Consider the following 26,449-nt stretch of genomic DNA (forward strand, 5'->3'; position numbering starts at 1 on the left):
CACCGCGGAACTGGCTTTGCCAGGCCGCAGGTGCCGCCCCCTTGAGGGGGACGCGCGAAGCGCGGCGGGGGTGTTTCATGTCAGCAGGCCGGACTCGCGCAGTGCGGCTTCGACCTGCGGCACGTACTGGCGCGACATGGGCGTGAGCGGCAGGCGCATGGTCTCGCCGCACAGGCCCAGGCGGGCCATGGCCCACTTGAGCGGAATGGGGTTGGATTCGCAGAAGAGCTGCTTGTGCAGGGGCAGCAGGCGCTTCTGGATGGCCATGGCCTGCTTCGCGTCGCCCGCGACGGCGGCCACGCAGAGCTCGTGCATGGCGCGCGGCGCGATGTTGGCGGTGACGCTCACGTTGCCGTGGCCGCCACAGAGCATGAGGGCGACGGCGGTGGGATCGTCGCCCGAGTAGATGGCGAAATCCGCCGGCGCCTCGCGGATGAGCCACTGCGCGCGCTCGATGTTGCCGGTGGCTTCCTTGATGCCGACGATGCCCTTGACCTGGCTCAGGCGCAGCACGGTGTCGAGCTGCATGTCGGCCACGGTGCGGCCGGGCACGTTGTAGAGCACGATGGGCAGGTCGCCCGTGGCCTCGGCGATGGCCTTGAAATGCTGGAACTGGCCTTCCTGCGTGGGCTTGTTGTAGTAGGGCACCACCTGCAGCTGGCAGTCGGCCCCCACGCCGCGCGCGAACTTGGCGAGGTTGATGGCCTCGGCCGTGGAGTTGGCGCCGCAGCCGGCCATGATGGGCACGCGCTTGTTGGCCTGCTCCACCGATACGCGGATGATTTCGCAGTGCTCTTCCACCGTGACCGTGGGCGATTCGCCCGTGGTGCCGACCACGCCGATGCAGTCGGTGCCCTCGGCGATGTGCCAGTCGACCAGCTTGCGAAGGCCGGGGTAATCGACGCTGCCGTCGGGGTTGAACGGGGTGGCCAGGGCCACGATGCTGCCGGTGATCATTTGCATGGCGGATCGGTGTGTCAGCGCGGCCGGGCGCGCGCTGGACGCCCTCGAGGGGCGGATAAGCGGAGCATTCTACCCAGCGGCATCCAGGGGGTACCGGGCGGGTGCTGCCTCGCGGGAACGGGTCTCGCGCACCGCCGCCAGGCGCTGCACGAAGCGGTCGGGGGCCGCGCAGAAACCGTCTTCATAGGCCACGATGCGAAGACCGCTGGCCGCCGTGAGCAGTTCCCCGGGGCGCAGCAGGAAGTCGGGTCGCGAGGGCTTGCCGACGCTGGCGTGGTCGATGGCGAAGGTCTCGTAGATCAGCACGCCGCCCTCGGCCACGCTGTCCAGCAGGTGGGGCATCAGCGAGCGCCACAGGTAGTTGGTGACCACCACGCCGGCGAATCGCTGGCCCTCGAAGGGCCAGGGGCCGTTCTCGATATCGGCCTGCACGGCGCGGCCCAGTCCCTGGATGGCGGCGATGGCCTCGGGGTCCCGGTCCACGCCCGTCACCGGGTGTCCGCGCTGCGCGAACCAGCGCAGGTGGCGGCCGTGGCCGCAGGCCACGTCCAACACCGCGCCGCCCCTGGGCACCAGGTGGGACCAGCGCCGCACCCAGGCCGATGGCGCCAGCGTGCCGTGCATCAGAAGCAGCTCCAGAGCCGGTCGGCGAGGTCCACGAGGAAGTCGGGCCGCTGGTACAGCGCGAACGTGGCCAGCAGGCCCGCAAGCGCCGCGCTCCAGACCAGGCCGCGCTGCAGCAGGCTCATGCGGTGGCTCCCACGCGCCGCGGCCCGCGCAGGATCGGCGCCTCGCGCACCGGCAGGTTCACGAGGGCCGCGAACACGCCCAGGGCGATGGCGATGTACCAGACGATGTCGTAGCTGCCGGTCCGGTCGTACAGGTAGCCGCCCAGCCACACGCCCAGGAAACTGCCGATCTGGTGGCTGAAGAAGACGAAGCCGCCCAGCATGGACAAGTGGGCCACGCCGAAGATCTGCGCCACGGTGGCGTTGGTGGGCGGGATGGTGGACAGCCACAGCAGGCCCATCACCGAGGAGAACACGTAGACGCTCAGGGGCGTGAGCGGCGCCCACAGGAAGCAGGCGATGGCGACCGCGCGCGCCAGGTAGATGAAGGCCAGGATGTGGCGCTTGGCGATGCGCTGGCCCAGCGCGCCGGCGGCGTAGGTGCCGATGACGTTGAACAGGCCGATGAGCGCGAGCGCGTAGCTGGCCACCTGGGGCGACAGCCCGTTGTCCTTGAGGTAGCTGGGCATGTGCACGCCGATGAACACCACCTGGAAGCCGCAGACGAAATAGCCCGCCATCAGCAGCTGGAAGCTGCGGTACCGGAAGGCCTCGCGCAGGGCCTGGGCGATGGTCTGCTCGCGCCTGGCCGGCGCGCTGCCCGCGAAACCGGGCTCGCGCAGGCCCACGGCCAGCGGCGCGATCAGCAGCACCGCCACCGCCAGCACCAGCAGCGCGTTCTGCCAGCCCAGCCCCGCGATCAGCCAGCCTTCCACCGGCACCATGAGGAACTGGCCGAAGGAGCCGGCCGCCGCGGCCACGCCCATGGCCCAGGAGCGGCGCTCGGCCGCGATCTGGCGGCCGATCACGCCGTAGATGACGGCGTAGGTGGTGCCGGCCTGGGCCGCGCCGATCAGCACGCCCGTGGTGAGCGCGAACGACAGGGTGGACGTGGACAGCGCCATGCCCGCCAGGCCCAGGGCATACAGGCCGGCGCACACCAGCAGCACGCGGAAGGCGCCGAAGCGGTCGGCCGCCATGCCGGCGAAGATGCCGAACACCCCCCAGGCCAGGTTCTGCACCGCCAGCGCGAAGGCGAAGGTTTCGCGCGTCCAGCCCTGGGCCTGGGTGATGGGCTGCAGCCACAGGCCGAAGCCGTGGCGGATGCCCATGGACAAGGTGACGATCAGGGCCCCGCAGAGCAGGACCTGGGTAGCGGAGAGGCGCGGAGCGCCCGGGGTGGCGGAGGTCATCGGCGGATTGTGCCCAAGGGCCATTCGCCCCGGGCGTCGCGGGGGAGGCAGGGGCGATTGAAATTTCTGCGCGTTTTTGTTGCGCGCAGGGCATCGCCGGCCCGCGCCGACAGAAGGGCTGGGAATCCATCCAGTGGTTTTCGCCGTCCGCCCCTACAATCCGCGCCCATGGCAAGCACCCCCTCCACCTATTCGGAAGGCTCCATCCGCGTCCTCAAGGGGCTGGAGCCGGTCAAGCAGCGGCCGGGCATGTACACCCGCACCGACAACCCGCTGCACATCATTCAGGAAGTGCTGGACAACGCGGCCGACGAGGCGCTGGCGGGGTTCGGCAAGAAGATCAAGGTCACGCTGCACGCCGACGGTTCGGTCGGCGTGGAAGACGAGGGCCGGGGCATCCCCTTCGGCCTGCACCCCGAGGAACAGGCCCCGGTGGTCGAGCTGGTGTTCACCCGCCTGCACGCGGGCGGCAAGTTCGACAAGGGCAAGGGCGGCGCCTACAGCTTTTCGGGCGGCCTGCACGGCGTGGGCGTGAGTGTGACCAACGCGCTGTCCAAACGGCTGGAGGTCACCAGCTTTCGCGACGGCCAGGTGGCGCGCCTGGCCTTCTCCGGCGGTGACGTGATCGAGCCGCTGGCCGTGGCACCGCGCGGCGAGGGCGACCGCAAGCAGGGCACCTCGGTGCGCGCCTGGCCCGATGCGAAGTACTTCGAATCGGCCGCGCTGCCCATGAACGAGCTCGTGCACCTGCTGCGCAGCAAGGCCGTGCTCATGCCCGGCGTGACCATGCAGCTGGTGGTCGAGAAGACGAAGGAGACCCAGACCTGGCAGTACAAGGGCGGCCTGCGCGACTACCTGCAGCAGACGCTCACCGCCGATCCGGTGATCCCCATGTTCGAGGGCGAGGGCTTTGCCGAGGCCGGCCACGACAGCTTCGCCGAAGGCGAGGGCGCTGCCTGGTGCGTGGCCTTCACCGAGGACGGCGCGCCGGTGCGCGAGAGCTACGTCAACCTCATCCCCACCAGCGCCGGCGGCACGCACGACAGCGGCCTGCGCGACGGCCTGTTCCAGGCGGTCAAAAGCTTCATCGAGCTGCACGCCCTGCTGCCCAAGGGCGTGAAGCTGCTGCCCGAGGACGTGTTCGCGCGCGCCAGCTACGTGCTCTCGGCGAAGGTGCTCGACCCGCAGTTCCAGGGCCAGATCAAGGAGCGCCTGAACTCGCGCGACGCGGTGCGCCTGGTCTCCAGCTTCGTGCGCCCGGCGCTGGAGCTCTGGCTCAACCAGCACGTGGAACACGGCAAGAAGCTGGCCGAACTGGCCATCAAGGCGGCGCAGACGCGCCAGCGCGCGGGCCAGAAGGTGGAGAAGCGCAAGGGCAGCGGCGTGGCCGTGCTGCCCGGCAAGCTCACCGACTGCGAAAGCCGCGACCTCAGCCACAACGAGATCTTTCTGGTCGAGGGCGACTCGGCCGGCGGCAGCGCCAAGATGGGCCGCGACAAGGAATGCCAGGCCATCCTGCCGCTGCGCGGCAAGGTGCTCAACACCTGGGAGGTGGAGCGCGACCGCCTGTTCGCCAACAACGAGATCCACGACATCGCGGTCGCCATCGGCGTCGACCCGCACGGCCCCAACGACTCGCCCGACCTGAGCGGCCTGCGCTACGGCAAGGTCTGCATCCTGTCCGACGCCGACGTCGACGGCTCGCACATCCAGGTGCTGCTGCTGACGCTGTTCTTCCGCCATTTCCCCAAACTGATCGAATCGGGCAACGTCTACGTGGCGCGCCCGCCACTGTTCCGCGTGGACATTCCCGCGCGCGGCAAGAAGCCCGCGGCCAAGGTGTACGCGCTGGACGAGGGCGAGTTGCACGCCGCGCTCGACAAGGCCGCCAAGGAAGGCGTGCCGGCCGAAAAATGCCAGGTCAGCCGCTTTAAGGGCCTGGGCGAGATGAGCGCCGAGCAGCTCTGGGACACCACGCTCAACCCCGACACCCGCCGCCTGCTGCCTGTCACCCTGGGCGCGCACGACTTCGCCACCACCGAGGCACGCATCACCCAGCTGATGGGCAAGGGCGAAGCCGCCGCGCGGCGCGAACTCATGGAACTTCACGGTGACGCCGTGGAGGTGGATATCTGATGTCTGATGTGAACACCCCCGAACTGCCGCTGGCGCCCGCGGCCGAACCCGACGACAGCCTGGCGGCCTACGCCCAGCGCGCCTACCTCGAGTACGCGCTGTCCGTCGTCAAGGGCCGCGCGCTGCCCGACGTGTGCGACGGCCAGAAGCCGGTGCAGCGGCGCATCCTCTACAGCATGGAGCGCATGGGCCTGGGCTACAGCGGCAACGCCGCCGCGCGCCCGGTCAAAAGTGCGCGCGTGGTCGGCGACGTGCTCGGCCGCTTCCACCCGCACGGCGACCAGGCCGCCTACGACGCCCTGGTGCGCATGGCGCAGGACTTCGCGCAGCGCTACCCGCTGATCGACGGCCAGGGCAACTTCGGCTCGCGCGACGGCGACGGCGCCGCGGCCATGCGCTACACCGAGGCCCGCCTGGCCAAGATCAGCGGCCTGCTGCTCGACGAGATCGACGAGGGCACGGTGGACTTCGTGCCCAACTACGACGGCTCCACCACCGAGCCCCGGCAGCTGCCCGCGCGCCTGCCCTTCAACCTGCTCAACGGCGCCAGCGGCATCGCCGTGGGCCTGGCCACCGAGGTGCCCAGCCACAACCTGCGCGAGGTCGCCGAGGCCTGCGTGGCGCTGATCAAGAGCCCCAGGCTCAGCGACGAAGAACTGTTCGCCCTGGTCCCCGGCCCCGACTACCCGGGCGGCGGCCAGATCATCAGCCCGGCCGGCGACATCGCCGACGCCTACCGCAGCGGCCGCGGCAGCCTCAAGGTGCGGGCGCGCTGGAAGATCGAGGACCTGGCGCGCGGCCAGTGGCAGATGGTGGTGACCGAGCTGCCGCCGGGCACCAGCACGCAGAAGGTGCTGGAAGAGATCGAAGAGCTCACCAACCCCAAGCTCAAGACCGGCAAGAAAGCGCTCACGCAGGAGCAGAACCAGCTCAAGGCCAGCATCCTCGCGGTGCTCGACGGCGTGCGCGACGAGTCGAGCAAGGACGCGCCGGTGCGACTGGTCTTCGAGCCCAAGAGCAGCCGCATCGAGCAGCAGGAGCTCATCACGCAGCTGCTCGCGCACACCAGCCTCGAAACCTCGGCCTCGATCAACCTCACGGTGATCGGTCTCGACGGCCGGCCGGTGCAGAAATCGCTGCGGCAGATGCTGGTGGAGTGGATCGAATTCCGCCAAACCACCATCACGCGCCGCTCCCAGCACCGCCTCGACAAGGTGCTGGACCGCATCCACATCCTCGAAGGCCGGCAGCTCGTGCTGCTGAACATCGACGAGGTGATCCGCATCATCCGCCACAGCGACGAGCCCAAGGCCGCGCTGATCGAGGCCTTCCGGCTCAGCGAGCGCCAGGCCGAGGACATCCTCGAGATCCGCCTGCGCCAGCTCGCGCGGCTGGAGGCGATCAAGATCGAGCAGGAGCTCAAGAACCTGCGCGAGGAACAGGCGAAGCTGGAGGACATCCTCGCCAACCCCGCGAGCCTCAAGCGCCTGATGGTCAAGGAGATCGAGGCCGACACCAAGGCCTTCGCGGACGAACGCCGCACGCTGATCCAGGCCGAGAAGAAGGCCGTGGCCGAGATCAAGGTGGTCGACGAACCCGTGACGGTGGTGGTGTCGAGCAAGGGCTGGGTGCGCGCGCGCACCGGTCACGGCCACGAGGCCTCCGCGTTCGCCTTCAAGGCCGGCGACGGTCTCTACGGCACCTTCGAATGCCGCACGGTGGACGTGCTCATCGTGATCGGCAGCAACGGCCGCGTGTATTCGGTGCCCGTGGCCAGCCTGCCCGGCGCCCGCGGCGACGGCCAGCCCGTCACCACGCTGATCGACCTGGAAAGCGGCACCCAGCCGCTGCACTACTTCGCGGGGCCCGCGAACGCGGCGCTGCTGCTGTCCAGCAGTGGCGGCTACGGCTTCATCGCCACGGTGGAGTCCATGGTGTCGCGCCAGCGCGGCGGCAAGACCTTCATCAGCCTGGGCGAGGGCGAGACGCCCTGCGCGCCCTCGCACGCGGCCTTCTCCTCGGGCGGCCAGCCGCTGGCGCCGGCCACGCACGTGTGCTGCGCCTCCACGGGCGGTCGCATCCTCACCTTCGAGATCACCGAACTCAAGCAGATGGACAAGGGCGGACGCGGCCTGATGCTGCTCGACCTGGAGCCCAAGGACACCTTGGCCGGCGCCGCCGCCTACATCCGCAGCGTGAAGATCGAAGGCATCGGCCGAGGCGGCAAGGAGCGCGACGAAACCTTGGAGATCCGCAGCCTGAACAACGCCCGTGCCGCGCGCGGCCGCAAGGGCAAGGCGGCGGACCTGGGCTTCAAGCCTTCACGGGTCACGCGGGTCGAGTAAGCCGCGCGGCCCCGGCGCCTTCCTTCGTTGCCGATGGCCACGCCCCTGACCCTCGACGCGCTGCGCCGCCACGCGATCGCGCGCAGCCTGTTCAGGCCGCTGGCGCTGCCGGCCGCGGTGCGCCGGCTGGGCTTCGTGCAGGCCGACCCCATGCGCGCGCCGGCGCGCGCGCAGGACCTCATCCTGTTCCAGCGCGTGCGCGACTACCGCGCGGGCGACCTGGAGCGCCGCTACGAGCGCCTGGGCCTGGAGGAAGACGCCTTCGTCAACTACGGCTTCGTGCCGCGCGGCATGCTGGCCCTGCTGCACCCGCGCACGCCGCGCCAGGCCTGGGATGCCGACACCACCCAGCGCGCGCGGGCCGTGCTCGATTTCGTGCGCGAGCGCGGCCTGGCCCACCCGCGCGAGGTGGGCCAGGCCTTCGCCCACCACGGTCGCGTGGCCGGTTACTGGGGTGGCGACCTGAACGCCAGCACGCGCCTGCTGGACCACATGCACTACCACGGCTGGCTGCGCGTGCGCCGGCGCGAAGGCGGCACGCGGCTGTACGAGGCCATGGAGCACGCCGCGCAGGACGACAGTCCCGCCGCGCGCCGGGCGCGCGCCGAGGCGCTGGTCGACGCCATCGTGAACCTCTACGCGCCGCTGCCCGCATCCAGCCTCGGCTACCTGGTCACGCTGCTGCGCTACGGCGCGCCGCAGCTCGCGGCCGAGGCCCGCGCCGTCGCCCAGGCCGCGCGCACGCGCTACGGCCACGCGGTGGTCGATGGCACCACCTGGTTCTGGCCGGCCGACGAAAACCCCGCCTCGCGCCGCCACCAGCCGGACGGGACAGGCCTGCGGCTGCTCGCTCCCTTCGATCCGGTGGTGTGGGACCGCCGCCGCTTCGAGATGCTGTGGGGCTGGGCCTACCGCTTCGAGGCCTACCTGCCGGCGCCCCGGCGCACCATGGGCCACTACGCGCTGCCGCTGCTGTGGGGGGAACAGGTGCTGGGCTGGGCCAATCTGCGCCTGGAACGCGGGCGCCTGGTGCGCGAGCTGGGTTTCGTGTCGGGCCGGGCGCCGCGCGATGCCGCCTTCAAGCGCGCGCTCGACGAGGAACTGGCGCGCTTCGAGGCATTTCTGTCGGGTTATGGGCGCGCCGTGGGCGGGCCCCAGGAGTGAAACGATGCCATCTGGCGAGCTCACCGGCGTGGTGATCGCGGTCGCGTTCGGGGTGCTGGCGTTCGCCGTGTCCCGCTACGCCACGAGGTACTTCACCCAGCGGCGCGCGGACCGGGAGAAGGCGAAGCAAGCCGCCGGCCAGAGCCGGCAGGTGCGGCGCGCGAACGCGCGCCGCCAACGCTGAACCTCAAGCGCTGAGCCTCAGTTCAGCTCCGCGATCAGCTCGATCTCCACGCAGGCCCCCATGGGGAGCTGCGCCACACCGAAAGCGCTGCGCGCATGCTGGCCGGCGTCGCCGAACACCTCGCCCAGCAGCTCGCTGCAGCCGTTGGTGACCAGGTGCTGCTCGGTGTAGGTGGGCGTGCTGTTGACCAGGCTCAGCACCTTGACGATGCGCTTGACGTCGTCCAGCGTCTTGCCCGAAGCCTGGCAGGCGGCCTGCAGCGTGCCCATGAGGGCGATGGCGATGCTGCGCGCGGCCTCCTTGCCCTCGTCGGTTTCCATGGTCAGGCCCAGCTGGCCGACCCAGGCCTTGCCGTCCTTGCGGGCGATGTTGCCGCTGATGAACACCAACTGGCCGGTCTGCACGAAGGGCACGTAGGCGGCGGCCGGGGTGGCCACGGGGGGCAGGGTGATGCCCAGTTGCTTGAGCTTGGCGAGTGCGCTCATCGGTCGCTCCTAAGGGATGGGAATGGCGAAAAAGAGCGGGCCATTCTAGTGGCGCCCCATGGGCGCGATTGGTGGTCTGCGTGCGAGGGACAAGCCACGGCCTCTTTCGCTGGGCCCAACACCTCGACGCTCAATCGGCGTAGGGAAACGCCAAATCCACCCCAGCGCGTTGGGCCTCTTCGGCCCAGATGCGCTTGACCACCGCACGGGGCAGGTACCTGGAGGTATAGAGGAAGGGCTCGACCTCGGTGGCGTATTGACTCTCTTCATCGACGTTGCCGGCTTTGTGAGCGGCGAACGAGGCGCGCATCATCTGGCGAAAATGAAAGGCGTCGTCGCCGGGCCCCAGCCCCGCAATGAGATTGCCTTGCCATATGCGCGAGTAGATGGCGGCGGAGTGGGATTCGGTGTCCCAGTAAACCGTGAAAGAGCTGCCTTCGTGGTCGACCGAAAGCCTTCCCCCCCCAAAGGGCTCGAACCCTCGCTCTGTTCGCAGATAGATTCCTCGCGGCTGAAGAAGCAAAACAGGCTTTCCCTTTGCGTTCTTGTAGGGCTCTTCGTCAGCCGAGGTGATCGCATCACACCAGCCGTCGCCGTCGATGTCTACCCAGGTCACGTCGACGGCGTCCTCCTTGCGCCAAGACCGGTCGAGTCTGGCAATCTCTTTCGGCGTCCATGCCTCGTTGCGCAGATAAGCCCACGGAGAGAACCTCTTCCAAGCTTTCATGTCCTGCTTGCACGCAGGCCGATCGATCGTCAGTCCCGTGGCCTCCGTATTCGATGGGCCCGCGCCGGCTAACAGGTTTTGCCCTCTTGCGGAGCTGGTAGCGATGACCAACGCCGTCAGGGCGATCGGCATCCATTGCATCTTCCGCATGGCATTTCTCCTACTGTTTCGATTTGATCTTGATGGGATCGAGCGCCAGTCGTGGCACCTTCATGACTTCGCAAGGCGTCTTGGTGGTGTTGCTCCAGATGCCCACCAATCCCTTGGCGTACTCAAAGTTTCGTGCCACGGACAAGGCCTTGGCGTCCGATCCTGCGTTGTGGAAGTAGCCGATGCGCGCCACGATGTCCTCTTCCGTTTCATTGGGGTATTTGATCCTGTATTCCGCGTATTTCCATCTGATCTCGCGATCGGAGATCAGGTCGAATTTCTGCTGGCTCTTAAACAAGGCATTGGGGCCATCGACCAATATGGCCCTGAGTGTCTTGTCGGTGAAGATCGCCGCTGTGGCAAAGCCTTGCCAACCTTCGTTCCAACGCCGTGCTCGTAGGTAGAGGCCGAACCCCTCTCGCGTCATGCCCAGATCGACCAGCAGCGCATCGAACCGCTGCTCGACTGTGGGGCTCACGCCTTCTTGCAGTTGCGACTGAGCCTTTTTATGAAGCAGGTCGTAGACCGAATCTGGATTGCCATGGCCGTTGCGTCGGAAGGATTCCATCAAATCAAACATCTTTACCCACCTCACCATCCTGACGTACATACCGTACGCCTCGCTGCTCGTGCTGCCGGTCGTATGGCTGAAGCCTGTTTCCTTGGCGAACTGCTGCACTTGGCTGTCGCTGGCGGGGTCGATCGGCGTGTTCGCCGTCAAACGGGTTCTCCAACCCACAATACGTTGTCCCTTGTAGGTTCTTCGATGAGCCGCTCGTGCTCGTAGCGGCGGTCGATGACTTGTTCTGCGGTGGTGCCGGCCTCAGCACCGGGGGCGAAGCGCTCCAGCCGGGTCAGCCGCCCCGCCAGGTCCCAGCGGGCGCGCTGGCGTGCGCCTCTGGGGTCGATGGTCTCGAGGAGGCGCCCGGCCTCGTCGTGGCGCGCGAACCGCCAGCCTTGGCCGGGGTGGCGGATGGCCACGACCCGAGCGAAGTCGTCGAGCCGGCGCTGGGCCTGGGCGTGGGGGGTGGCGAAGCCCAGCACGCTGGACTCGGCCACGGTAGAGATCGCCCTGGCCCTGGCCTGGGTCTTGGCGTTCGTCTGGCGGCAGGGCGAAGGCGATGCGCGTGCCGTCGGCCTGCACGACTTCCAGCGTGCCCGCCAGCGCACCGGTGCCCACGCGCAGCGTGGTCTCGTAGCTCAGGCGCCAGCCGCGCCCGAGCAGGTGGCGCTCGCTGTCGGCGCTGTTGTAGTAGCGGATGAGCTCCAGGCCGAGCACGCCGGGCAGCGCGGGCATGTCCACCTCGCGCTGGAACTTGTTGCCGCCCAGCACGTTGAGGGGGTTGCCCGCGCCGCTGTCCACGCCGGAGGTGTTGCCCAGGGTGGCCACGCCAGCGCCACCGCAGGGGCTGCCTGCGGCCGGCGCACCGGCGCAGCAGCTGATGCTGGGGTCGCAGGCGGCTTGGGCCGTCGGCAGCTGGCCGAGCAGCAGCACAAGAGCGAGCACGCCCAGCCGGCGCCTGGCGCGGCGGCGCGCGGCCTCGGGCACTGCGCCCTGGTGATGTCTGTCCATGCCCCGCCTCCCTGATGCGACCCGAAACACCCGTGCCACGGCACGAGCGCGCGATCACATCAGCCGGCGGCCCAGGGCGTCGGGGCTGCCGGCGGGGGCTTCAACAAAAGTTCACAAATCACCCGGCCGCGTGTCCACCAGCGCCGCCGCTGGGGCCGCGCGTGGCGGGCGGGGTCAGGGCGGCGGTTCTGTGGCGCCGGGCCTCGCCGGTGTGGGCGTATCCAGGTCGCGGCCTTCCAGCTCATCGGGCGGGGCCACGGTCACGGCCACGTCCAGCGTGTGCTGGGCACCGCCCTGGATGACGCCGCGCATGGGCGAGACATCGCTGAAATCGCGGCCGATGGCCAGGGTCACGTAGTCCTCGCCCGGGCTGCCCCAGCCGCAGCGGTTGTTGGTGGGGTCGAAGTCGAACCACTCGCCGTCGCCGCCGTCCTCGCGCGGTACGTAGACGGCGGCCCAGGCGTGCGAGGCGTCGGCGCCAATGAGGCGCGGCTGGCCGGGCGGCGGCTGGGTGAGCAGGTAGCCGCTGACGTAGCGCGCGGGCAGGCCCAGGCTGCGCAGGCAGCCGATCATGATGTGGGCGAAGTCCTGGCACACGCCCCGGCCTTGCGCCAGCGCCTGCAGCGGCGGCGTGCTGACCTCGGTGCTGGCGCTGTCGTAGCGCAGTTCGCCATGGATGCGCTCCATGAGCGCGCGCGCGGCCTGCAGCACCGGCGCGCCGGCCGCGAAGGCCGGGCGCGCCCACTGGACGAAGGCCTCGTCGCGTTCCACCAGAGGCGAGGCGAACAGGAATTCGGCCGCGGCCTCGTAGGGCGCGTTGACGCGGTAGCGGAAGTGTTCGCGCACGCGCTCCCAGGTCATGCCATGCCAGGGCGCGTCTTCGGGCAGGGGGCGCGGCGCGGCGGTCATCACCGTGCTGTCGGCCAGCACGCTCAGGGTGTCGTGCGGCGCCTGCTGGGCGAAGAAGCGGCGCTGGTTGCCGAAGGCGTCGGTGCTCTGGTGCATCGTGGCCGGTTCGGGCTCGATCGCGATGCGGTGCGACAGCACGCGCTGCAGCGCACTGGCGCGCGGGCTCAGGTGCAGCATGTGCTGCGCCATGTCCACCGCGCTCTGGTAGCGGTAGGTGGTGCGGTGCAGGACGCGCAGTTTCATGGCCGTTCAGATGGACAGCGTCTGGCTGCGCCGGTCGGCGTGGCTGAAGTGCAGGCGCGTGATCTCGTCGGAGAGCTCGACCGCCGCGGCCTCGCAGTCTTCCAACAGGCGCAGCAGCGCGCCCCAGACGCGGCGACCGTCGGCGTCGCGCTGCCAGTTGCTCAGCTCGGCGAGCTGCCAGCCGGCCGGGTCGGGCAGGCCGCGCGCGAGTTCGGCGTCCTGCGGCGCCACGCTCTGGCCCAGGCGGGCCAGGCGCGCGCGCAGGGTCTGCACCACCCAGGCCAGCGAGCGCGGGTTGTCGCGGTCGAGCACCAGCAGGTCGATCAGCGCCACCATGTCGCGGCGCTGCTGGTACTGGGCGTGGAAGGTGATGGTGCTGTCGAACAGCGCCACCATGGCCTCGAAGCCGGCGGGTTCATGCACGCTGCCGCTTTGCAGGCCCAGCGCCAGCGCGCGCGACAGCGTGGCCAGCCGCTCGATGTGGCGGCCGATGGACAGCAGGCGCCAGCCGTCGTCGCGCACCATGCGGTCGGTCTGCGAGCCGGTGATGGCGGCCAGCTGCTGGCTCGCCTCCTGCAGCAGCAGCTGCGTGCCGCCGGTGCTGAGTTCGCCGTTGTCGAGCAGCCGCGCGGCGCCGGCCGCGAAGCCGGTCTGCAGGCGCTCGATCAGGTTCCAGTGCTCGCGCGACAGCCGCTCGCGCACCTGCGCGGCGGCGTTGGCCAGGGCGCCGAGGTTGAAGCCCACGCTGAAGGAACTGGCGGCAGCCGGGTCCTGCGGGTGGGGGGCCAGGTTGGCCATCAGGGAGCGCGCGAACACACGCGAGGAGAGCAGGGCGTCGGGCACGTCGGCCAGCACCAGCGCGTTCTCGCGCGAGACCTCGGTCAGCCAGGCCAGCAGGGCCTGCGTGCCGGGTTCCTCGCCGTCGAGCTGGTCGAGCACGGTTTCGGCCAGGCGCACGGTGTTCTCGGCGCGCTCGGTGTAGCGGCCCAGCCAGAACAGGTTCTCGGCCGCGCGGCTGGTGACGGGCTGTTTCTGTTGCGCGATGGCGAAGGAGCCGGGCTGGCTGCGCAGCAGGCTGGTGTGGTCCACCGCGCCGTCGGTGAGCACCCAGCAGTCGGCGCTGCTGCCGCCGCGCTGCATGGCGGCCACCAGCTGGCCGCGCGGCGCCAGGCGCACCAGGCCGCCGGGCAGCACGCGCCAGGAACCGGCGCCGTCGGCCAGCGCGAACACGCGCAGCATGGCCGAGCGCGGCATGAGCCGGTCGCCCGTCCAGGTGGGGGTCTGCGACAGCGGCAGCCAGGACTGCACGGTGTGCTGCTCGGGCTGGCGCACCAGGCGGCCGGTCCATTCGTCGAGCTCGCGCGGCGTCAGGCCCTGGCCGATCACGGTGTCGGGCCCGCCGCCGGGGTAGGTGGCCTTGATCACGCCGTCCTTGAGCAGCGGCAGCACGCCGCGCAGCGCGGCGTCTTCGCCGCACCACCAGGTGGCCAGCGAGGGCAGGGCCAGCGGCTCGCCCAGCAGGTGCTCGCTGATGGCGGGCAGGAACCCGAGCAGCGCGCTCGACTCCAGCGGCGCCGAGCCCGGCGCGTTGGCCAGCACCAGGTGGCCGGCGCGCAGCACCTGCAGCAGGCCGGGCACGCCCAGGGTGGAGTCGGGGCGCAGCTCCAGCGGGTCCAGCCACTGGTCGTCCACGCGCTTGATGAGAGCGTGCACCGGCTCCAGGCCGGCCAGGGTCTTGAGGAACAGGCGCTCGTCGCGCACGGTGAGGTCGTTGCCTTCCACCAGCGTGAGGCCCAGGTAGCGCGCCAGGTAGGCGTGCTCGAAATAGGTTTCGTTGTACGGACCGGGTGTGAGCAGGGCGATGCGCGCGTTCTCGCCTTCGGGCGCCAGGGACTTGATGCCGTCCATGAGCGCGCGGTAGCTGGCGGCCAGGCGCTGCACCCGCAGGCCGGCGAAGGCCTTGGGGAACTGGCGGCCGATGGCGATGCGGTTCTCGAGCAGGTAGCCCAGGCCGGACGGCGCCTGGGTGCGCTGGCCCACCACCCACCAGCGCCCGTCGGGACCGTGGGCCAGGTCGAAGCCGACGATGTGCAGCCAGGTGCCGCCGCGCGGGCGCACGCCTTGCATGGCGCGCAGGTAGCCCGGGTGGCCCTGCACCAGGGCGGCGGGCAGCAGGCCGCGCTGCAGCAGTTCGCGCGGGCCGTAGAGGTCGGCCATCACGGCGTTGAGCAGGCGCGCGCGCTGCAGCACGCCGGCTTCGATCTGTGCCCAGTCGCTGGGGCCCAGGATCATGGGGAAGAGGTCCAGCGCCCAGGGCCGCTGCAGGCCGCTGTCGTCGGCGTAGACGTTGTAGGTGACGCCGTTGTCGCGGATCTGGCGCTGCAGGTTCTCGGCGCGGCGGTTCAGGTCGGCCAGGCCTTCGGTGCCGGTGTGGTCGAAGAAGGCGGACCAGCTGGGGGCCAGGCCGTGCGCGCCATCGCCCCGCAGCTCGTCGAGGTGCCCCGGGTCGGCCGGCACGGCCAGGGACAGGGCCCATTCGCCCGGCCGCTCGGGGGCCAATGGGCCGAAAAGGGAATCGTCAGGATCGGCGTTCACGGCGCGCAGTATGCCTGCGCGCCCCTGGTGGTCGGCCGGGCGAGGCTCACGTTCTCAGGTCCAGCGTGCAGGGGAATTCACGGTTCACGGCGGCGGGCGCCACGCGCAGTTGACCGGGCGTGTGGCCCATGGGGAAGAAGCGCGACAGGCGGCGGCTTTCGGCCTCGTAGGCGTTGACCGGGAAGCTGTCGTAGCTGCGCCCGCCGGGATGGCTCACGTGGTACTGGCCGCCGCCCAGGGAGCGCTGCATCCAGGTGTCGACGATGTCGAAGGTGAGTGGCGCGTGCACGCCAATGCCGGGGTGCAGGGCCGAGGGCGGCGCCCAGGCCTTGTAGCGAACGCCGGCCACATAGTCGCCGGCCGTGCCGGTGTTGTGCAGCGGCAGCGCGCGGCCGTTGCAGGTGACGGCGTAGCGCCGGTCGGTCCATCCGCGCACGCGCACCTCCAGGCGTTCGAGCGAGGAGTCGACGTAGCGCACGGTGCCGCCGATGGCGCCTTCTTCGCCCATCACGTGCCAGGGCTCCAGCGCGCCGCGCAGCGTGAGTTCGATGCCGCGCACCGCGAGTTCGCCGATGAGCGGGAAGCGGAACTCGAAGTGCGGCTCGAACCAGGCCATGTCGAAGGCGTAGCCGGCCTCGCGCAGCTCGGCCAGAACGTCCTCGAAGTCCAGGCGCAGGTAGGTGGGCAGCAGCCAGCGGTCGTGCAGCTCGGTGCCCCAGCGCGCCAGTGGCGCGCGGTAGGGCTGTTGCCAGAAGCGCGCGACCAGCGCGCGCAGCAGCAGTTGCTGGGCCACGCTCATGCGCGCGTGCGGCGGCATCTCGAAGGCGCGCAGCTCCAGCAGGCCCAGGCGGCCCGTGGGGCCGTCGGGCGAGTAGAGCTTGTCGATGCAGAACTCGCTGCGGTGGGTGTTGCCGGTGACGTCGACGAGGATGTTGCGCAGGGTGCGGTCCACCAGCCAGGGGGGCATGTAGCGGCCCCCATGCTCTGCCGCTGCGCCCCCCGAGGGGGCGCTCGTGGGTTCGCCGTAGACCTGGCGCGCCCGCTCGATCTGCGCCAGCGCGATCTCCAGCTCGTGCAACTGGTCGTTGCGCGCCTCGTCCACGCGCGGGGCCTGGCTGGTGGGGCCGATGAACAGGCCGCTGAACAGGTAACTCAGCGCGGGGTGGTTGTGCCAGTAGGCCACCAGGCTGCCCAGCAGCTCGGGCCGGCGCAGGAAGGGCGAGTCGGCCGGCGTGGCGCCGCCGAGCACGATGTGGTTGCCGCCGCCGGTGCCGGTGTGGCGGCCATCGGTCATGAACTTCTCGGCGCACAGGCGCGTCTGGTGCGCGGCCTCGTAGAGGAACTCGGTGTGCTCCACCAGTTCGCTCCAGTTGTGCGCCGGGTGGATGTTGACCTCGATCACGCCGGGGTCGGGCGTCACCTGCAGCGTTTTCAGGCGCGGGTCGCGCGGCGGCGGGTAGCCCTCGAGCACCACCTTCACGCCCAGCCGATCGGCCGTGGCCTCGACGGCGGCGAGCAGATCGAGGTAGTCCTCCAGCCGCGCCAGCGGCGGCATGAAGACATAGAGGTGCTGTCCTTGGCCGCCATTCTCTTGCTCGGCCTTGGGGCCGTTGGCGCGCTGCGGGTCGCGCGCCTCCACGCACAGCGCGGTGCGCGTGAGCCAGCCGGCCGATTCGCCGCGCCGCGGGTGGTGCGAGGACAGGCCCTGGGCCAGGGCCGAGGGCTTGCTGCCGGGCCAGCCGCGCGCCGCCGCCACGTCCTGCGGTGCGCCGGGCGCCGCGTGCGCCTGCCATTGCGCGCGCGCGTTCGCGCCGCGCGGCAGCGGCGCGCGCGGCGCGAACGGGTCTTGTTCGATGGTCTGGGGCCGGTCGCCGGCCGCCGCCCAGGGCAGCGAGTCCAGCGGCAGCCGGTAGCCCATGGGCGAGTCGCCCGGCACCAGGTACAGGCGCTCGTCGCGCAAGAACCAGGGGCCGGTGGACCACACCGTGCCGCCCAGGGCCGGGTTGCCGGCGTTGGCCTGCAGCGGCAGCACATAGCCCACCACGCTGGACAGGCCCTGCTCGAACACGCGGCGCAGGCGCAGGCGCTCCAGCTCGTCGTCGAGCCGGCTGTCGAAGGGGTCCACGTTCACGGGCAGGCGGCGCTCGCGCCACAGGTAGTACCAGGTGTCTTCGTGGCCCGCGGTGATGTATTGCGTGCTCAGGCCCAGCCGGCGCGCCAGCGCCTGCGCGAAGCGGCGCGCGTCGTCGCTGGTGCAGTAGTCTGGGTCGCGCTCGTCGGCCAGCAGCGCGGGGTTGTTCCAGCACGGCTCGCCGTCGGCGCGCCAGAACACCGAGAGCGCCCAGCGCGGCAGCTGCTCGCCGGGGTACCACTTGCCCTGGCCCATGTGCACGAAGCCACCCTGGCCGTAGCGCTCGCGCAGGCGGCCCAGCAGCTCGGTGGCGTAGCCGCGCTTGGTGGGGCCCAGGGCCTCGGTGTTCCACTCGGCGGCGTCGCGGTCGCCGGTGGCCACGTAGGTGGGCTCGCCGCCCTGGGTGAGGCGCACGTCGTGCCGCGTCAGGTCGGCGTCGACCTGGTCGCCCAGCGCGAGCACGGCGGCCCATTGTTCGTCGGTGTAGGGCCGGGTCACGCGCGGCGATTCGTGCACGCGGCGCACGGCCATGTGGTGTTCGAAGGCGACTTCGCTCTCGTCCACCGCGCCCTCCACCGGCGCGGCGCTGCCGGGCTGCGGTGTGCAGGCCAGGGGGATGTGCCCTTCGCCCGCGAGCAGGCCGGAGGTCGGGTCCAGGCCGATCCAGCCCGCGCCGGGCAGGAAGACCTCGCACCAGGCGTGCAGGTCGGTGAAGTCGCGCTCGGGGCCGCTGGGGCCGTCGATGGATTTCACGTCGGGCGCGAGCTGGATCAGGTAGCCCGAGACGAAACGCGCCGCCAGCCCCAGGTGGCGCAGCAGTTGCACCAGCAGCCAGGCGCTGTCGCGGCAGGAGCCGCGCTGGCGCTGCAGCGTTTCCTCCGGCGTCTGCACGCCGGGCTCCATGCGGATGGTGTAGTCGATGTCGCGCCGCAGGCGCTGGTTGATCTCGACCAGGCAATCGATGGTGCGGCGCCTGTCGCGGGCGATGCCGGCGAGGTAGGCCGCCAGCCGCGGCGTGAGGGGCTCGGCCGCCAGATACGGTGCCAGTTCGCGCCGCTGCGCCTCGGCATACTCGAACGGGAACTGCTCGGCCTGCGGCTCCAGGAAGAAGTCGAACGGGTTGTGCACCGCCATCTCGACCACGAGATCGATGGTGATCTTGAACTCGGTGGTGGGTTCGGGAAACACCAGGCGGGCCTGGTGGTTGGCGAACGGGTCCTGCTGCCAGTTGACGAAGTGGGTGGCGGGCTCGACGCGCTGCGAATACGAGAGCACCTTGGTCCGGCTGTGCGGGGCCGGCCGCAGGCGCACCACCTGAGGCCCCAGGCGCACCAGGCGGTCGTACCGGTAGTGGGTGATGTGGCTCAGGGCGACGTGGATGGCCATGAAAAGGCTTTCAGGGAAAGGGATGACGCGGGATCGCGCGAGCGCCTCCACGCGGTTGAAAAATCATGCTAGCAAGTCTTGCGCCATTGCGCGATGACGTTTCCACGCCGGCGCCACCGCGCGCCTGGCGCCTGGGCTGGGCCCTGGCCGGCGGGGTGCTGGGCACGGCCGTGCAGCTGCAGCAGCCGGACCTGTGGGGGTGGGGGGGCTATGTCGGCATCGCCGTGGCGGGCGTGCTGGCGCTGGCCCTGCGGGGGCGCCCGGCCTGGCTGTTGGCGGGCGCGGCGCTGGCCTTCGGCTGCGCCGGGCAGCGCGCGCTGTCCCTGGCGGAGCAGGACCTGGCGGGCGCGCTCGAGGGACGCGACATCGCGGTGGTCGGGCGCGTGGCGTCCCTGCCGGTGAAAGACCCGCAGGGGGAGCGCGTCGAATTCATCGTCGAGCGCGCGAGCCTGGACGGCCGGCCCGTGCCGCTGCCGCCGCGCCTGCTGCTGGGCTGGAGCGGTGGCCCATCCGATGGGGGCGATCGTCCTGGCCGCCCGGGGGCGTGGGCGGTGGCGCACCCCAACCCGGGCCTGGTGGCCGGCGAGCGCTGGGCTTTCGAGGTGCGGCTCAAGCGCGCGCACGGCAGCCTCAACCCGCACGGCTTCGACCGCGAGCGCTGGCTGTGGGAGCGCGGCATCCTGGCCACCGGCTACGTGCGCGCCGGCCCGCGCGACCCGGTGCCCGAGCGCCTGAGTCAGACCTGGCTGCACCCGGTGGACCTGGCGCGCCAGCGCGTGGCCGACGCCATGGGCGAGCGACTGGGCCACTCGCGCGCGGCGGGCGTGCTGGCGGCGCTCGCGGTGGGCGACCAGTCGGCCATCGAGCGCGAGGACTGGGCGCTGTTCCGCGACACCGGCGTGGCCCACCTCATGGCCATCAGCGGTTTGCACGTGACCTTGTTCGCCTGGCTCGCGACCGCGCTCATCGGCTGGGCCTGGCGGCGCGCCGCGCCGCGCTGGCCCGCCGTGGCCCGGCGCTGGCCCTTGCCCTGGGTGGCGGGCTGGGGCGGCGTGGCCTGCGCCGCCGGCTACGCCGTGTTCTCCGGCTGGGGCGTGCCCTCGCAGCGCACGGTGCTGATGCTGGCGTTGGTGGCGGGCCTGCGCTTGTCGGGCCGGCGCTGGCCCTGGCCCGCGGTGTGGCTGCTGGCGATGGCCGCCGTGCTGGCGCTGGACCCTTGGGCTTTGTTGTCGGCGGGCTTCTGGCTCAGCTTCGTGGCGGTGGGCCTGCTGTTCGCGAGCGACCCGGCGCGCGAGGCGCCGGCCAGCGGCCTGGCCTGGCGCGGCGCCCAGGCGCTCAAGCGGCTGCTGCGCGAACAGGCGCTGATGACGGTCGCGCTCGCGCCGCTGACGCTGCTGCTGTTCGGCCAGGTGTCGCTGGTGGGCCTGGCCGCCAACCTGATCGCCATTCCCTGGGTCACGCTGGTGGTGACGCCGCTGGCCCTGCTGGGCCTGCTGGCCTCGCCGCTGTGGACGATGGCGGCGGGGGCGGTGGACGCCCTGGTGCCGCTGCTGCAGTGGCTGGCGGCCTGGCCCGCTGCGGTATGGCACCGGCCGGTGCCGCCGCTGCCGCTGGCCTTGGCCGCCGTGGCCGGCGGTGCGCTGTTGGCCATGCGCTTGCCGGCGGTCGTGCGCGCGGCCGGGGCCTTGCTGGTGTTGCCCGTGCTGCTGTGGGCCCCGCCGCGCCCGCCCGAGGGGGCGTTCGAACTGCTGGCGCTGGACGTGGGGCAGGGCGGTGCCGTGCTGGTGCGCACCGCGCGCCACGCCTTGCTGTACGACACCGGCCCGGGCTGGAGCCCCGAGGCCGACGCGGGCGAGCGCATCGTGCTGCCCTTGCTGCGGGCGCTGGGCGAGCGGCCCGACACCGTGGTGGTGAGCCACCGCGACAGCGACCACTCGGGTGGCGCCAAGGCCGTGCGCGCGGCGTTTCCGCAGGCGCGCTGGCTGTCGTCCTACGACGAAGCGCCGGCGAACCACTGCCTGGCCGGCCAGCGCTGGACCTGGGACGGCGTCGACTTCGAGATCCTGCATCCCGGCCCCGAAGCCTGGGCCAGCCGTGGCCTGTCCACCAACGCCATGTCCTGCGTATTGCGCGTGGCGACCCACCGGGGCGCCAGCGCCTGGCTCACGGGTGACCTGCCCGCCGCGCAGGAGGTGCGCCTGGCGCTGGAGCGGCCGGGCGAGCGGGCCACGCTGCTGATGGCGCCGCACCACGGCAGCGCCAGCTCCTCCAGCCCGGTGCTGCTCAACACCTTGCAACCGCGCTGGGTGGTGGTGCAGTCGGGCTACCGCAACCGCTTCGGCCACCCGGCGCGGGTGGTGGTGGAGCGCTACGAGGCCCGGGGCATCCCTTGGGTGGAATCGCCGCGCTGCGGCGCGGCGACCTGGCGCAGCGACCGGCCTGATGAACTGCGGTGCGAGCGGGTGGAGGGGCGGCGGTATTGGCACCGGTCCGTCCCACTCGCGTCGGCGCCGCCTGCGGCCGATTGAGTCGGGGCGAGCGCCCCATCCCATTGGCTTAGGTCATTTCAGTTCCCACCGGGCGAACTTCGGCGCGCGCGCGGACACACAAGTTCGCCCCGCAGTCGTTGCGGGCCTCACCCGCATTCCGTGTCGAGCACCATGTCAAAGACCGCCCCTCTCTCCCACTTCGCCGCGCGCTTGCAGACCCAGCTCGACGGTTTCCAGCTCAAGCGGCAGGCCATGAACCCCAAGGCCCATCCAGGGGCCGACGCCAGGTTGCGCCGGTACTACGACAAGCAAGGCAAGATTGTCGACGCGCTGTATGTGCGGGGCGGCGGCCTGTACGTCTCGCGCAACCCGCCGCGTTGGGGCGACGCGGGCAAGGCCTCCAGCGGCTACCGGGCACTGGTGGCCGCGGTCGCCCGCCAGTTCCGCCGCCGCGGCCACGAGACGGTGGCCCAGCGCGCGGAGCAACTGGGCGAGGCGGTGCGGCGCAAGCCCACCGACCTGGCCGCTGCGTTCGCGTACGGTCGCAAATGCCGGCAACTGAACCTCGATCTGTTCCGCGCCAGCCTCGACGAGTGAGTCGGCCGCGCCAGCGCGTCGGCCGCTGCACCAGGGGTTTCCCCTGGCCCGCTCCTTGCTATGCTCCTTCGGCAGGAGAACAGCACCATGAGCCGACCCATGTTCGACGAGATGCACGCCTCGGCCGGGGATGTGCGGGAGCACTACCGGCACTACGCCCGCTGGCTGGCCGAACAAGCCGACGAGTCCATGGCGGCGCGGCGCGAGGAGGCGGAGATGATCTTCCGCCGCGTCGGCATCACCTTCGCGGTCTACGGCGCCAAGGACGAAGAGGGCGCCGGCACCGAGCGGCTCATTCCCTTCGATCTGATCCCGCGCATCATCCCCGCGCATGAGTGGCGCACCATGGAAGAAGGCCTGGTGCAGCGCGTGACCGCGCTCAACCGCTTCATCCACGACGTCTACCACGGGCAGGAAATCATCAAGGCCGGGGTCATCCCCGCCGAGCAGATCTTCCAGAACGCGCAGTTCCGCCCCGAGATGATGGGCGTGGACGTGCCGCACCAGATCTACTCGCACATCGCCGGCATCGACATCGTGCGGGCCCCCAATGCCGAGGGCGAGGGCGAGTACTACGTGCTGGAGGACAACCTGCGCGTGCCCAGCGGCGTGAGCTACATGCTCGAAGACCGCAAGATGATGATGCGGCTGTTCCCCGAGCTGTTCGGGGAGAACCGCGTGGCGCCGGTGGCGCACTACCCCGACCTGCTGCTGGAGACCCTGCGCGCGGTCAGTCCGGCCACCACGGCCGAGCCCACGGTGGTGGTGCTCACGCCCGGCATGTACAACAGCGCCTACTTCGAACACGCCTTCCTGGCGCAGCAGATGGGCGTGGAACTGGTCGAGGGCCAGGACCTGTTCGTCAAGGACAACTTCGTCTACATGCGCACCACGCGTGGCCCCAGGCGGGTGGACGTGATCTACCGCCGCGTCGACGACGATTTCCTCGACCCGCTGGTGTTCCGGCCCACGTCCACGCTGGGCTGCGCGGGCCTGCTGGACGTCTACCGCAGCGGCAACGTGAGCATCTGCAACGGTGTGGGCACCGGCGTGGCCGACGACAAGTCCATCTACCCCTACGTGCCCAAGATGATCGAGTTCTACCTGGGACAGAAGCCCATCCTGAGCAACGTGCCCACCTTCATGGGGCGCAACCCGGAAGACCTCAAGTACATGCTCGCCCACATGCAGGACCTGGTGGTGAAGGAGGTGCATGGCGCGGGCGGCTACGGCATGTTGGTGGGGCCCGCGTCCACCAAGGCCGAGATCGAGGCGTTCCGCCAGGCGGTGGCCGCCCATCCCGAGGGCTACATCGCGCAGCCCACGCTGTCCCTGTCAACCTGTCCCACCTATGTCAAGAGCGGCGTCGCGCCGCGCCACATCGACCTGCGGCCCTTCGTGCTCTCGGGCAAGGAGGTGCAGATGGTGCCGGGCGGCCTCACGCGCGTGGCGCTCAAGGAGGGCTCCCTGGTGGTGAATTCGTCGCAGGGCGGCGGCACCAAGGACACCTGGGTGCTGGAAGACTGACGCCGCCGAAACAGGAGACCGCCATGCTCTCGCGCACCGCCGACCACCTCTTCTGGATGTCGCGCTACACCGAGCGCGCGGAAAACACCGCGCGCATGCTCGACGTGAACTACCAGACCTCGCTGCTGCCGCAGTCGGCCGCGGTGGCCCAGGTGGGTTGGGAGGGCCTGCTCACCATCAGCGAGCTGCTGCCCGCCTACCGCGCCCAGTACGGCCAGGCCATCACGCCGCGCAACGTGCTCGACTTCATGGTGCGCGACGAGAACAACCCGTCGAGCATCGTGTCCTGCCTGCGCGCGGCGCGCGAGAACGCACGCGCGGTGCGCGGCGCGCTCACCACCGAGCTGTGGGAGATGCAGAACCAGACCTGGCTGGAGCTCAACCGCGCGCTGCAGGGCAAGGCCTTCGAGCGCGACCCGGGGCAGTTCTTCGAGTGGGTGAAGTTCCGCTCGCACCTCTCGCGCGGCGTGGCCATCGGCACCATGCTGCAGGACGAGGCTTTCCACTTCTACCGCATGGGCACCTTCCTGGAGCGCGCCGACAACACCGCGCGCCTGCTCGACGTGAAGTTCCATGCGGTGCACAGCGACTTCTTCGGCGCCGCCAGCGAGCTCGACCAGGAGTACGACTTCTACCACTGGAGCGCGATCCTGCGCAGCGTCAGCGGCTTCGAGGTTTACCGCAAGGTCTACCGCGACGTGATCACGCCCGAGCGCGTGGCCGAGCTGCTGATCCTGCGCGCCGACATGCCGCGCAGCCTGGCCGCCAGCCTGAACGAGGTGGTCAACAACCTGGCCGTGGTCGCCAACGACCACAGCGGCGAGACCCTGCGCCGCGCCGGCAAGCTCAAGGCCGAGCTGCAGTACGGTCGCATCGACGAAATCCTGGCCACCGGCCTGCACGCCTACCTCACGCAATTCCTGGACCGCGTGAACGAGCTGGGCTGGCGCATCAGCCAGGACTTTCTGCTGCCGGCGGGCTGACTCGCTGGCGGGACGCGGCCCCGACGGCTCAGTTCGGGGGGATCTGGAACACCCCGTTCACGGCGTGGCGGACGTCCGGGTCCTGTTGGCTGGCGTCGTACTCCGGTGCGGCCGGCGCCTCAACCCCAGTGCGGGTGGCCTGGGCCCGGTTCGCCGAGTCGGCCAATTGCATCAGGGTTTGGCTGATGCCGAGCAACTGCTCGGCCGTCGCAAAGCGCGGATCGGTTTCGTCGCCGCCCGAGGCATTCCACAGGTCCTGGCCCATGCCTCGAAGGGTCTCGACGAGCCGCTGTGTGGCGGGGCTGGCAAGCGCCTGTGCGTGCGTTTGCAAGGGCTCTGTGGCCATGTTCGCGAACAAGGGCTCATAGACCCCGTACTCGAAGTCGCGGACATCGTCGGCGCCCGTCTGATTCAAGCCCTTGAGCAGCTCCTGCTGGATTTTCACCTTGGTCAGGACCTTCTGTGCCGCCGCCAGGGCATTCAAGCTTGCGCGCAGGTCGCCCGTGTGCAATGGGTCCAGGGCGGGTTGCAAGGCCTCATGGCATTCGCGGACGCCCCAGGCCTGTCGCTCGTCGATGGCCTGGGCAACGGTGGACACATCTTGGGTGTTTCCGAAGGTGGTCAGGGCCTTGGACAGCGCGGGCAGCTCGGCCGCGCTCAAATCGTCGAGGGCCGCCCGATGCAGCACCAGCCGAGGGAGTTGATGAACGATCGCCTCGAATGCCTGCGTGACCTGTGGGTCGGTGCTCAGGCCATGCGCGCCGTGGTGCTTCTGCAGCGCCTTCCAGAGTCCGGCAGCGTCGACGATGCGGCGCAGACCCGGTGCGTCCACCTGACCGGGGTGTGAGAGCGACAGCAGCGCACCATGGGCGGCGGCCAGGAAGCCCTCCTGCGTGTGTCGCTGGCCTTGCATCGCGACATCCGCGATGAGGGTGTCGAGCAGGTCGGTGCTTCTGGCGACCCAATGTGCGCTGTCGGCCGCTTGCAGCGCGGCCTGGTCATCGCTGGGCAGGGCGTGCAGCAAGGTCTTGATGTCGCTGGCGCAGACATCACCCTTGCCGAGGAAGCCGTTGAGGGCCGCGCCCAGCACGCTCAGCGCCAGTCGGGTTTCGTCCTTGTATTTCGCGGCATGGTTCATGCCGTATGTGCCCATGATGTTCTTGACCACACCCGACAGACTGTTGTACGTGTCGGGGGCACGGGGCGACTGCTGCTGGGCCTCGGCGATGGCTTCTTGGAGCCTGGGCAGCAGTTGGGTTCTGCAGTCGGCGAAGACGCGACGCTCGACTTCCGCGCTGAGCGCCTGGCTCAAGCGCTTCAGATGCGGCTCCACCGCGGCATCGGTTCCGTTCGCGACCAGGACCTGCAGTTGCGTGCGCAAGGTCTTGAGTTCGGCGGGCGTGAGCTGAGCCAGGTGAACCTCGAAGCGCTTGGTCAGCAACTGATCAAACGGCACGCCGCGCTGCGTCACGGGTGCGGCGGCATTTTCGATGGAGCCGAATGCCTTCTTCAGTGCAGTCGGACTGAGCTTGCCCTGAGGATGGATCAGGTTGCCCAGCAGATCACCAACGGCCCGGCTGGTGTCTTTCAGCGCATGGCGGTACTTGGGGTCGACCCGCACGCCGCCAGGGGTCATGGCGTTGAGGAACCGGTTCCATCCGCGTGCTATGCCGTGGGCCACCTTGTCCCATCCGGTGCGTTTCGCTTGGGAGGGCAGCACGGTTGCTGCCCGCGACTTCCGATGGAACTTCCCGACAGGGCTGTCGTGGAACACATGGTTGGTCGGCAGCGGCAGGTGAGCGGTGGTGGTGTTTCTGACGGGCATGGTCGTCTCTCGCTGAACGTGAATGCTCGGAAGGCTGGGTCGACGCCGGCGGCAGG

The 26,449-nt window shown here is 70.3% G+C and carries 20 protein-coding genes; 8 read left to right on the plus strand and 12 right to left on the minus strand.

What is annotated here, in order from left to right; genetic code table 11:
- Window positions 1-75: 75 nt before the first annotated feature.
- The 4 genes from dapA to SOM08_RS06985 all read right to left on the minus strand — a co-directional run bounded on the left by dapA (window position 76) and on the right by SOM08_RS06985 (window position 2,944).
- On the minus strand, window positions 76-963 hold the full coding sequence (gene dapA, locus SOM08_RS06970; protein WP_116958034.1) for a 4-hydroxy-tetrahydrodipicolinate synthase: 888 nt from the start codon (window positions 961-963) through the stop codon (window positions 76-78).
- Between the two features lie 69 nt (window positions 964-1,032).
- Window positions 1,033-1,587 (minus strand): class I SAM-dependent methyltransferase, encoded by a 555-nt coding sequence (locus SOM08_RS06975; RefSeq protein WP_322470374.1) that lies wholly within the window; start codon window positions 1,585-1,587, stop codon window positions 1,033-1,035.
- Window positions 1,587-1,712 carry a hypothetical protein gene (locus SOM08_RS06980; protein WP_281272905.1) on the minus strand — a complete coding sequence of 42 codons (126 nt, stop codon included), beginning with the start codon at window positions 1,710-1,712 and terminating at the stop codon, window positions 1,587-1,589. The genes SOM08_RS06975 and SOM08_RS06980 overlap by 1 nt, the downstream gene beginning before the upstream one ends.
- Window positions 1,709-2,944 carry an MFS transporter gene (locus tag SOM08_RS06985; RefSeq protein WP_116958033.1) on the minus strand — a complete coding sequence of 412 codons (1,236 nt, stop codon included), beginning with the start codon at window positions 2,942-2,944 and terminating at the stop codon, window positions 1,709-1,711. Before SOM08_RS06985 ends, SOM08_RS06980 begins: the two co-directional genes overlap by 4 nt.
- A gap of 168 nt (window positions 2,945-3,112) precedes the next feature.
- Between SOM08_RS06985 and SOM08_RS06990 the strand changes: the two genes are divergently transcribed.
- Genes SOM08_RS06990 through SOM08_RS07005 form a run of 4 tightly spaced genes read left to right on the plus strand, consistent with a single transcriptional unit; the run spans window position 3,113 to window position 8,773 of the window.
- Window positions 3,113-5,080: a DNA topoisomerase IV subunit B gene (locus tag SOM08_RS06990; RefSeq protein ID WP_204744480.1), complete on the plus strand. Its 1,968-nt coding sequence runs from the start codon at window positions 3,113-3,115 to the stop codon at window positions 5,078-5,080.
- Window positions 5,080-7,425, plus strand: coding sequence for a DNA topoisomerase IV subunit A (gene parC, locus SOM08_RS06995; RefSeq protein WP_116958031.1), 2,346 nt, complete (start codon window positions 5,080-5,082; stop codon window positions 7,423-7,425). Before SOM08_RS06990 ends, parC begins: the two co-directional genes overlap by 1 nt.
- Before the next feature lie 33 nt (window positions 7,426-7,458).
- Entirely contained in the window at window positions 7,459-8,589 is a 1,131-nt protein-coding gene (locus tag SOM08_RS07000; protein WP_116958030.1) for a DNA glycosylase AlkZ-like family protein, read from the plus strand.
- Between the two features lie 4 nt (window positions 8,590-8,593).
- A complete protein-coding gene (locus tag SOM08_RS07005; protein ID WP_147326183.1) occupies window positions 8,594-8,773 on the plus strand; it encodes a hypothetical protein in 180 nt (59 codons plus the stop codon).
- A gap of 17 nt (window positions 8,774-8,790) precedes the next feature.
- Here the strand turns inward: SOM08_RS07005 and SOM08_RS07010 are convergent, their stop codons facing one another.
- The 7 genes from SOM08_RS07010 to SOM08_RS07040 form a co-directional block, all read right to left on the minus strand.
- A complete protein-coding gene (locus tag SOM08_RS07010; protein WP_116958028.1) occupies window positions 8,791-9,258 on the minus strand; it encodes a RidA family protein in 468 nt (155 codons plus the stop codon).
- A gap of 130 nt (window positions 9,259-9,388) precedes the next feature.
- Entirely contained in the window at window positions 9,389-10,135 is a 747-nt protein-coding gene (locus tag SOM08_RS07015; protein WP_322470375.1) for a hypothetical protein, read from the minus strand.
- Window positions 10,136-10,145: 10 nt separating this feature from the next.
- On the minus strand, window positions 10,146-10,856 hold the full coding sequence (locus SOM08_RS07020; RefSeq protein ID WP_322470376.1) for a hypothetical protein: 711 nt from the start codon (window positions 10,854-10,856) through the stop codon (window positions 10,146-10,148).
- A 102-nt stretch (window positions 10,857-10,958) separates the two neighbouring features.
- Window positions 10,959-11,708 (minus strand): DUF6531 domain-containing protein, encoded by a 750-nt coding sequence (locus tag SOM08_RS07025; RefSeq protein ID WP_322470377.1) that lies wholly within the window; start codon window positions 11,706-11,708, stop codon window positions 10,959-10,961.
- A 174-nt stretch (window positions 11,709-11,882) separates the two neighbouring features.
- Window positions 11,883-12,860 carry a transglutaminase family protein gene (locus SOM08_RS07030; RefSeq protein ID WP_322470378.1) on the minus strand — a complete coding sequence of 326 codons (978 nt, stop codon included), beginning with the start codon at window positions 12,858-12,860 and terminating at the stop codon, window positions 11,883-11,885.
- A gap of 6 nt (window positions 12,861-12,866) precedes the next feature.
- Window positions 12,867-15,455 carry a circularly permuted type 2 ATP-grasp protein gene (locus SOM08_RS07035; protein ID WP_322470379.1) on the minus strand — a complete coding sequence of 863 codons (2,589 nt, stop codon included), beginning with the start codon at window positions 15,453-15,455 and terminating at the stop codon, window positions 12,867-12,869.
- Window positions 15,456-15,501: 46 nt separating this feature from the next.
- Window positions 15,502-18,972, minus strand: coding sequence for a transglutaminase family protein (locus SOM08_RS07040; protein WP_322470380.1), 3,471 nt, complete (start codon window positions 18,970-18,972; stop codon window positions 15,502-15,504).
- An 86-nt stretch (window positions 18,973-19,058) separates the two neighbouring features.
- On the opposite strand from SOM08_RS07040, the gene SOM08_RS07045 reads away from it, so the two are divergent.
- From SOM08_RS07045 to SOM08_RS07060, 4 genes are all read left to right on the plus strand, one after another.
- Window positions 19,059-21,500 carry a DNA internalization-related competence protein ComEC/Rec2 gene (locus tag SOM08_RS07045; RefSeq protein WP_322470381.1) on the plus strand — a complete coding sequence of 814 codons (2,442 nt, stop codon included), beginning with the start codon at window positions 19,059-19,061 and terminating at the stop codon, window positions 21,498-21,500.
- Between the two features lie 132 nt (window positions 21,501-21,632).
- Window positions 21,633-22,058, plus strand: a complete 426-nt coding sequence (locus tag SOM08_RS07050) for a hypothetical protein (protein ID WP_322470382.1) — start codon at window positions 21,633-21,635, stop codon at window positions 22,056-22,058.
- Window positions 22,059-22,145: 87 nt separating this feature from the next.
- Window positions 22,146-23,585, plus strand: a complete 1,440-nt coding sequence (locus tag SOM08_RS07055; RefSeq protein WP_116961028.1) for a circularly permuted type 2 ATP-grasp protein — start codon at window positions 22,146-22,148, stop codon at window positions 23,583-23,585.
- 23 nt (window positions 23,586-23,608) lie between these two features.
- Window positions 23,609-24,568 (plus strand): alpha-E domain-containing protein, encoded by a 960-nt coding sequence (locus SOM08_RS07060; RefSeq protein ID WP_116961029.1) that lies wholly within the window; start codon window positions 23,609-23,611, stop codon window positions 24,566-24,568.
- A gap of 28 nt (window positions 24,569-24,596) precedes the next feature.
- Here SOM08_RS07060 and SOM08_RS07065 read toward each other — a convergent pair whose 3' ends face one another.
- Window positions 24,597-26,393, minus strand: coding sequence for a hypothetical protein (locus SOM08_RS07065; protein WP_322470383.1), 1,797 nt, complete (start codon window positions 26,391-26,393; stop codon window positions 24,597-24,599).
- Between the last annotated feature and the right edge of the window lie 56 nt (window positions 26,394-26,449).

This window comes from Hydrogenophaga sp. SNF1, from assembly GCF_034421675.1.
Lineage (GTDB): Bacteria > Pseudomonadota > Gammaproteobacteria > Burkholderiales > Burkholderiaceae_C > Hydrogenophaga > Hydrogenophaga borbori.

Bases quoted from the DNA above. Each gene is read 5' to 3' on its own strand.
- dapA (WP_116958034.1), bottom strand. From the start codon at position 963: ATGCAAATGATCACCGGCAGCATCGTGGCCCTGGCCACCCCGTTCAAC.
- SOM08_RS07005 (WP_147326183.1), top strand. From the start codon at position 8,594: ATGCCATCTGGCGAGCTCACCGGCGTGGTGATCGCGGTCGCGTTCGGG.
- SOM08_RS06980 (WP_281272905.1), bottom strand. From the start codon at position 1,712: ATGAGCCTGCTGCAGCGCGGCCTGGTCTGGAGCGCGGCGCTTGCGGGC.
- SOM08_RS07025 (WP_322470377.1), bottom strand. From the start codon at position 11,708: ATGGACAGACATCACCAGGGCGCAGTGCCCGAGGCCGCGCGCCGCCGC.
- SOM08_RS07000 (WP_116958030.1), top strand. From the start codon at position 7,459: ATGGCCACGCCCCTGACCCTCGACGCGCTGCGCCGCCACGCGATCGCG.
- SOM08_RS07060 (WP_116961029.1), top strand. From the start codon at position 23,609: ATGCTCTCGCGCACCGCCGACCACCTCTTCTGGATGTCGCGCTACACC.
- parC (WP_116958031.1), top strand. From the start codon at position 5,080: ATGTCTGATGTGAACACCCCCGAACTGCCGCTGGCGCCCGCGGCCGAA.
- SOM08_RS06975 (WP_322470374.1), bottom strand. From the start codon at position 1,587: ATGCACGGCACGCTGGCGCCATCGGCCTGGGTGCGGCGCTGGTCCCAC.
- SOM08_RS07065 (WP_322470383.1), bottom strand. From the start codon at position 26,393: ATGCCCGTCAGAAACACCACCACCGCTCACCTGCCGCTGCCGACCAAC.
- SOM08_RS06990 (WP_204744480.1), top strand. From the start codon at position 3,113: ATGGCAAGCACCCCCTCCACCTATTCGGAAGGCTCCATCCGCGTCCTC.
- SOM08_RS07015 (WP_322470375.1), bottom strand. From the start codon at position 10,135: ATGCGGAAGATGCAATGGATGCCGATCGCCCTGACGGCGTTGGTCATC.
- SOM08_RS07040 (WP_322470380.1), bottom strand. From the start codon at position 18,972: ATGGCCATCCACGTCGCCCTGAGCCACATCACCCACTACCGGTACGAC.
- SOM08_RS07055 (WP_116961028.1), top strand. From the start codon at position 22,146: ATGAGCCGACCCATGTTCGACGAGATGCACGCCTCGGCCGGGGATGTG.
- SOM08_RS06985 (WP_116958033.1), bottom strand. From the start codon at position 2,944: ATGACCTCCGCCACCCCGGGCGCTCCGCGCCTCTCCGCTACCCAGGTC.
- SOM08_RS07010 (WP_116958028.1), bottom strand. From the start codon at position 9,258: ATGAGCGCACTCGCCAAGCTCAAGCAACTGGGCATCACCCTGCCCCCC.
- SOM08_RS07050 (WP_322470382.1), top strand. From the start codon at position 21,633: ATGTCAAAGACCGCCCCTCTCTCCCACTTCGCCGCGCGCTTGCAGACC.
- SOM08_RS07030 (WP_322470378.1), bottom strand. From the start codon at position 12,860: ATGAAACTGCGCGTCCTGCACCGCACCACCTACCGCTACCAGAGCGCG.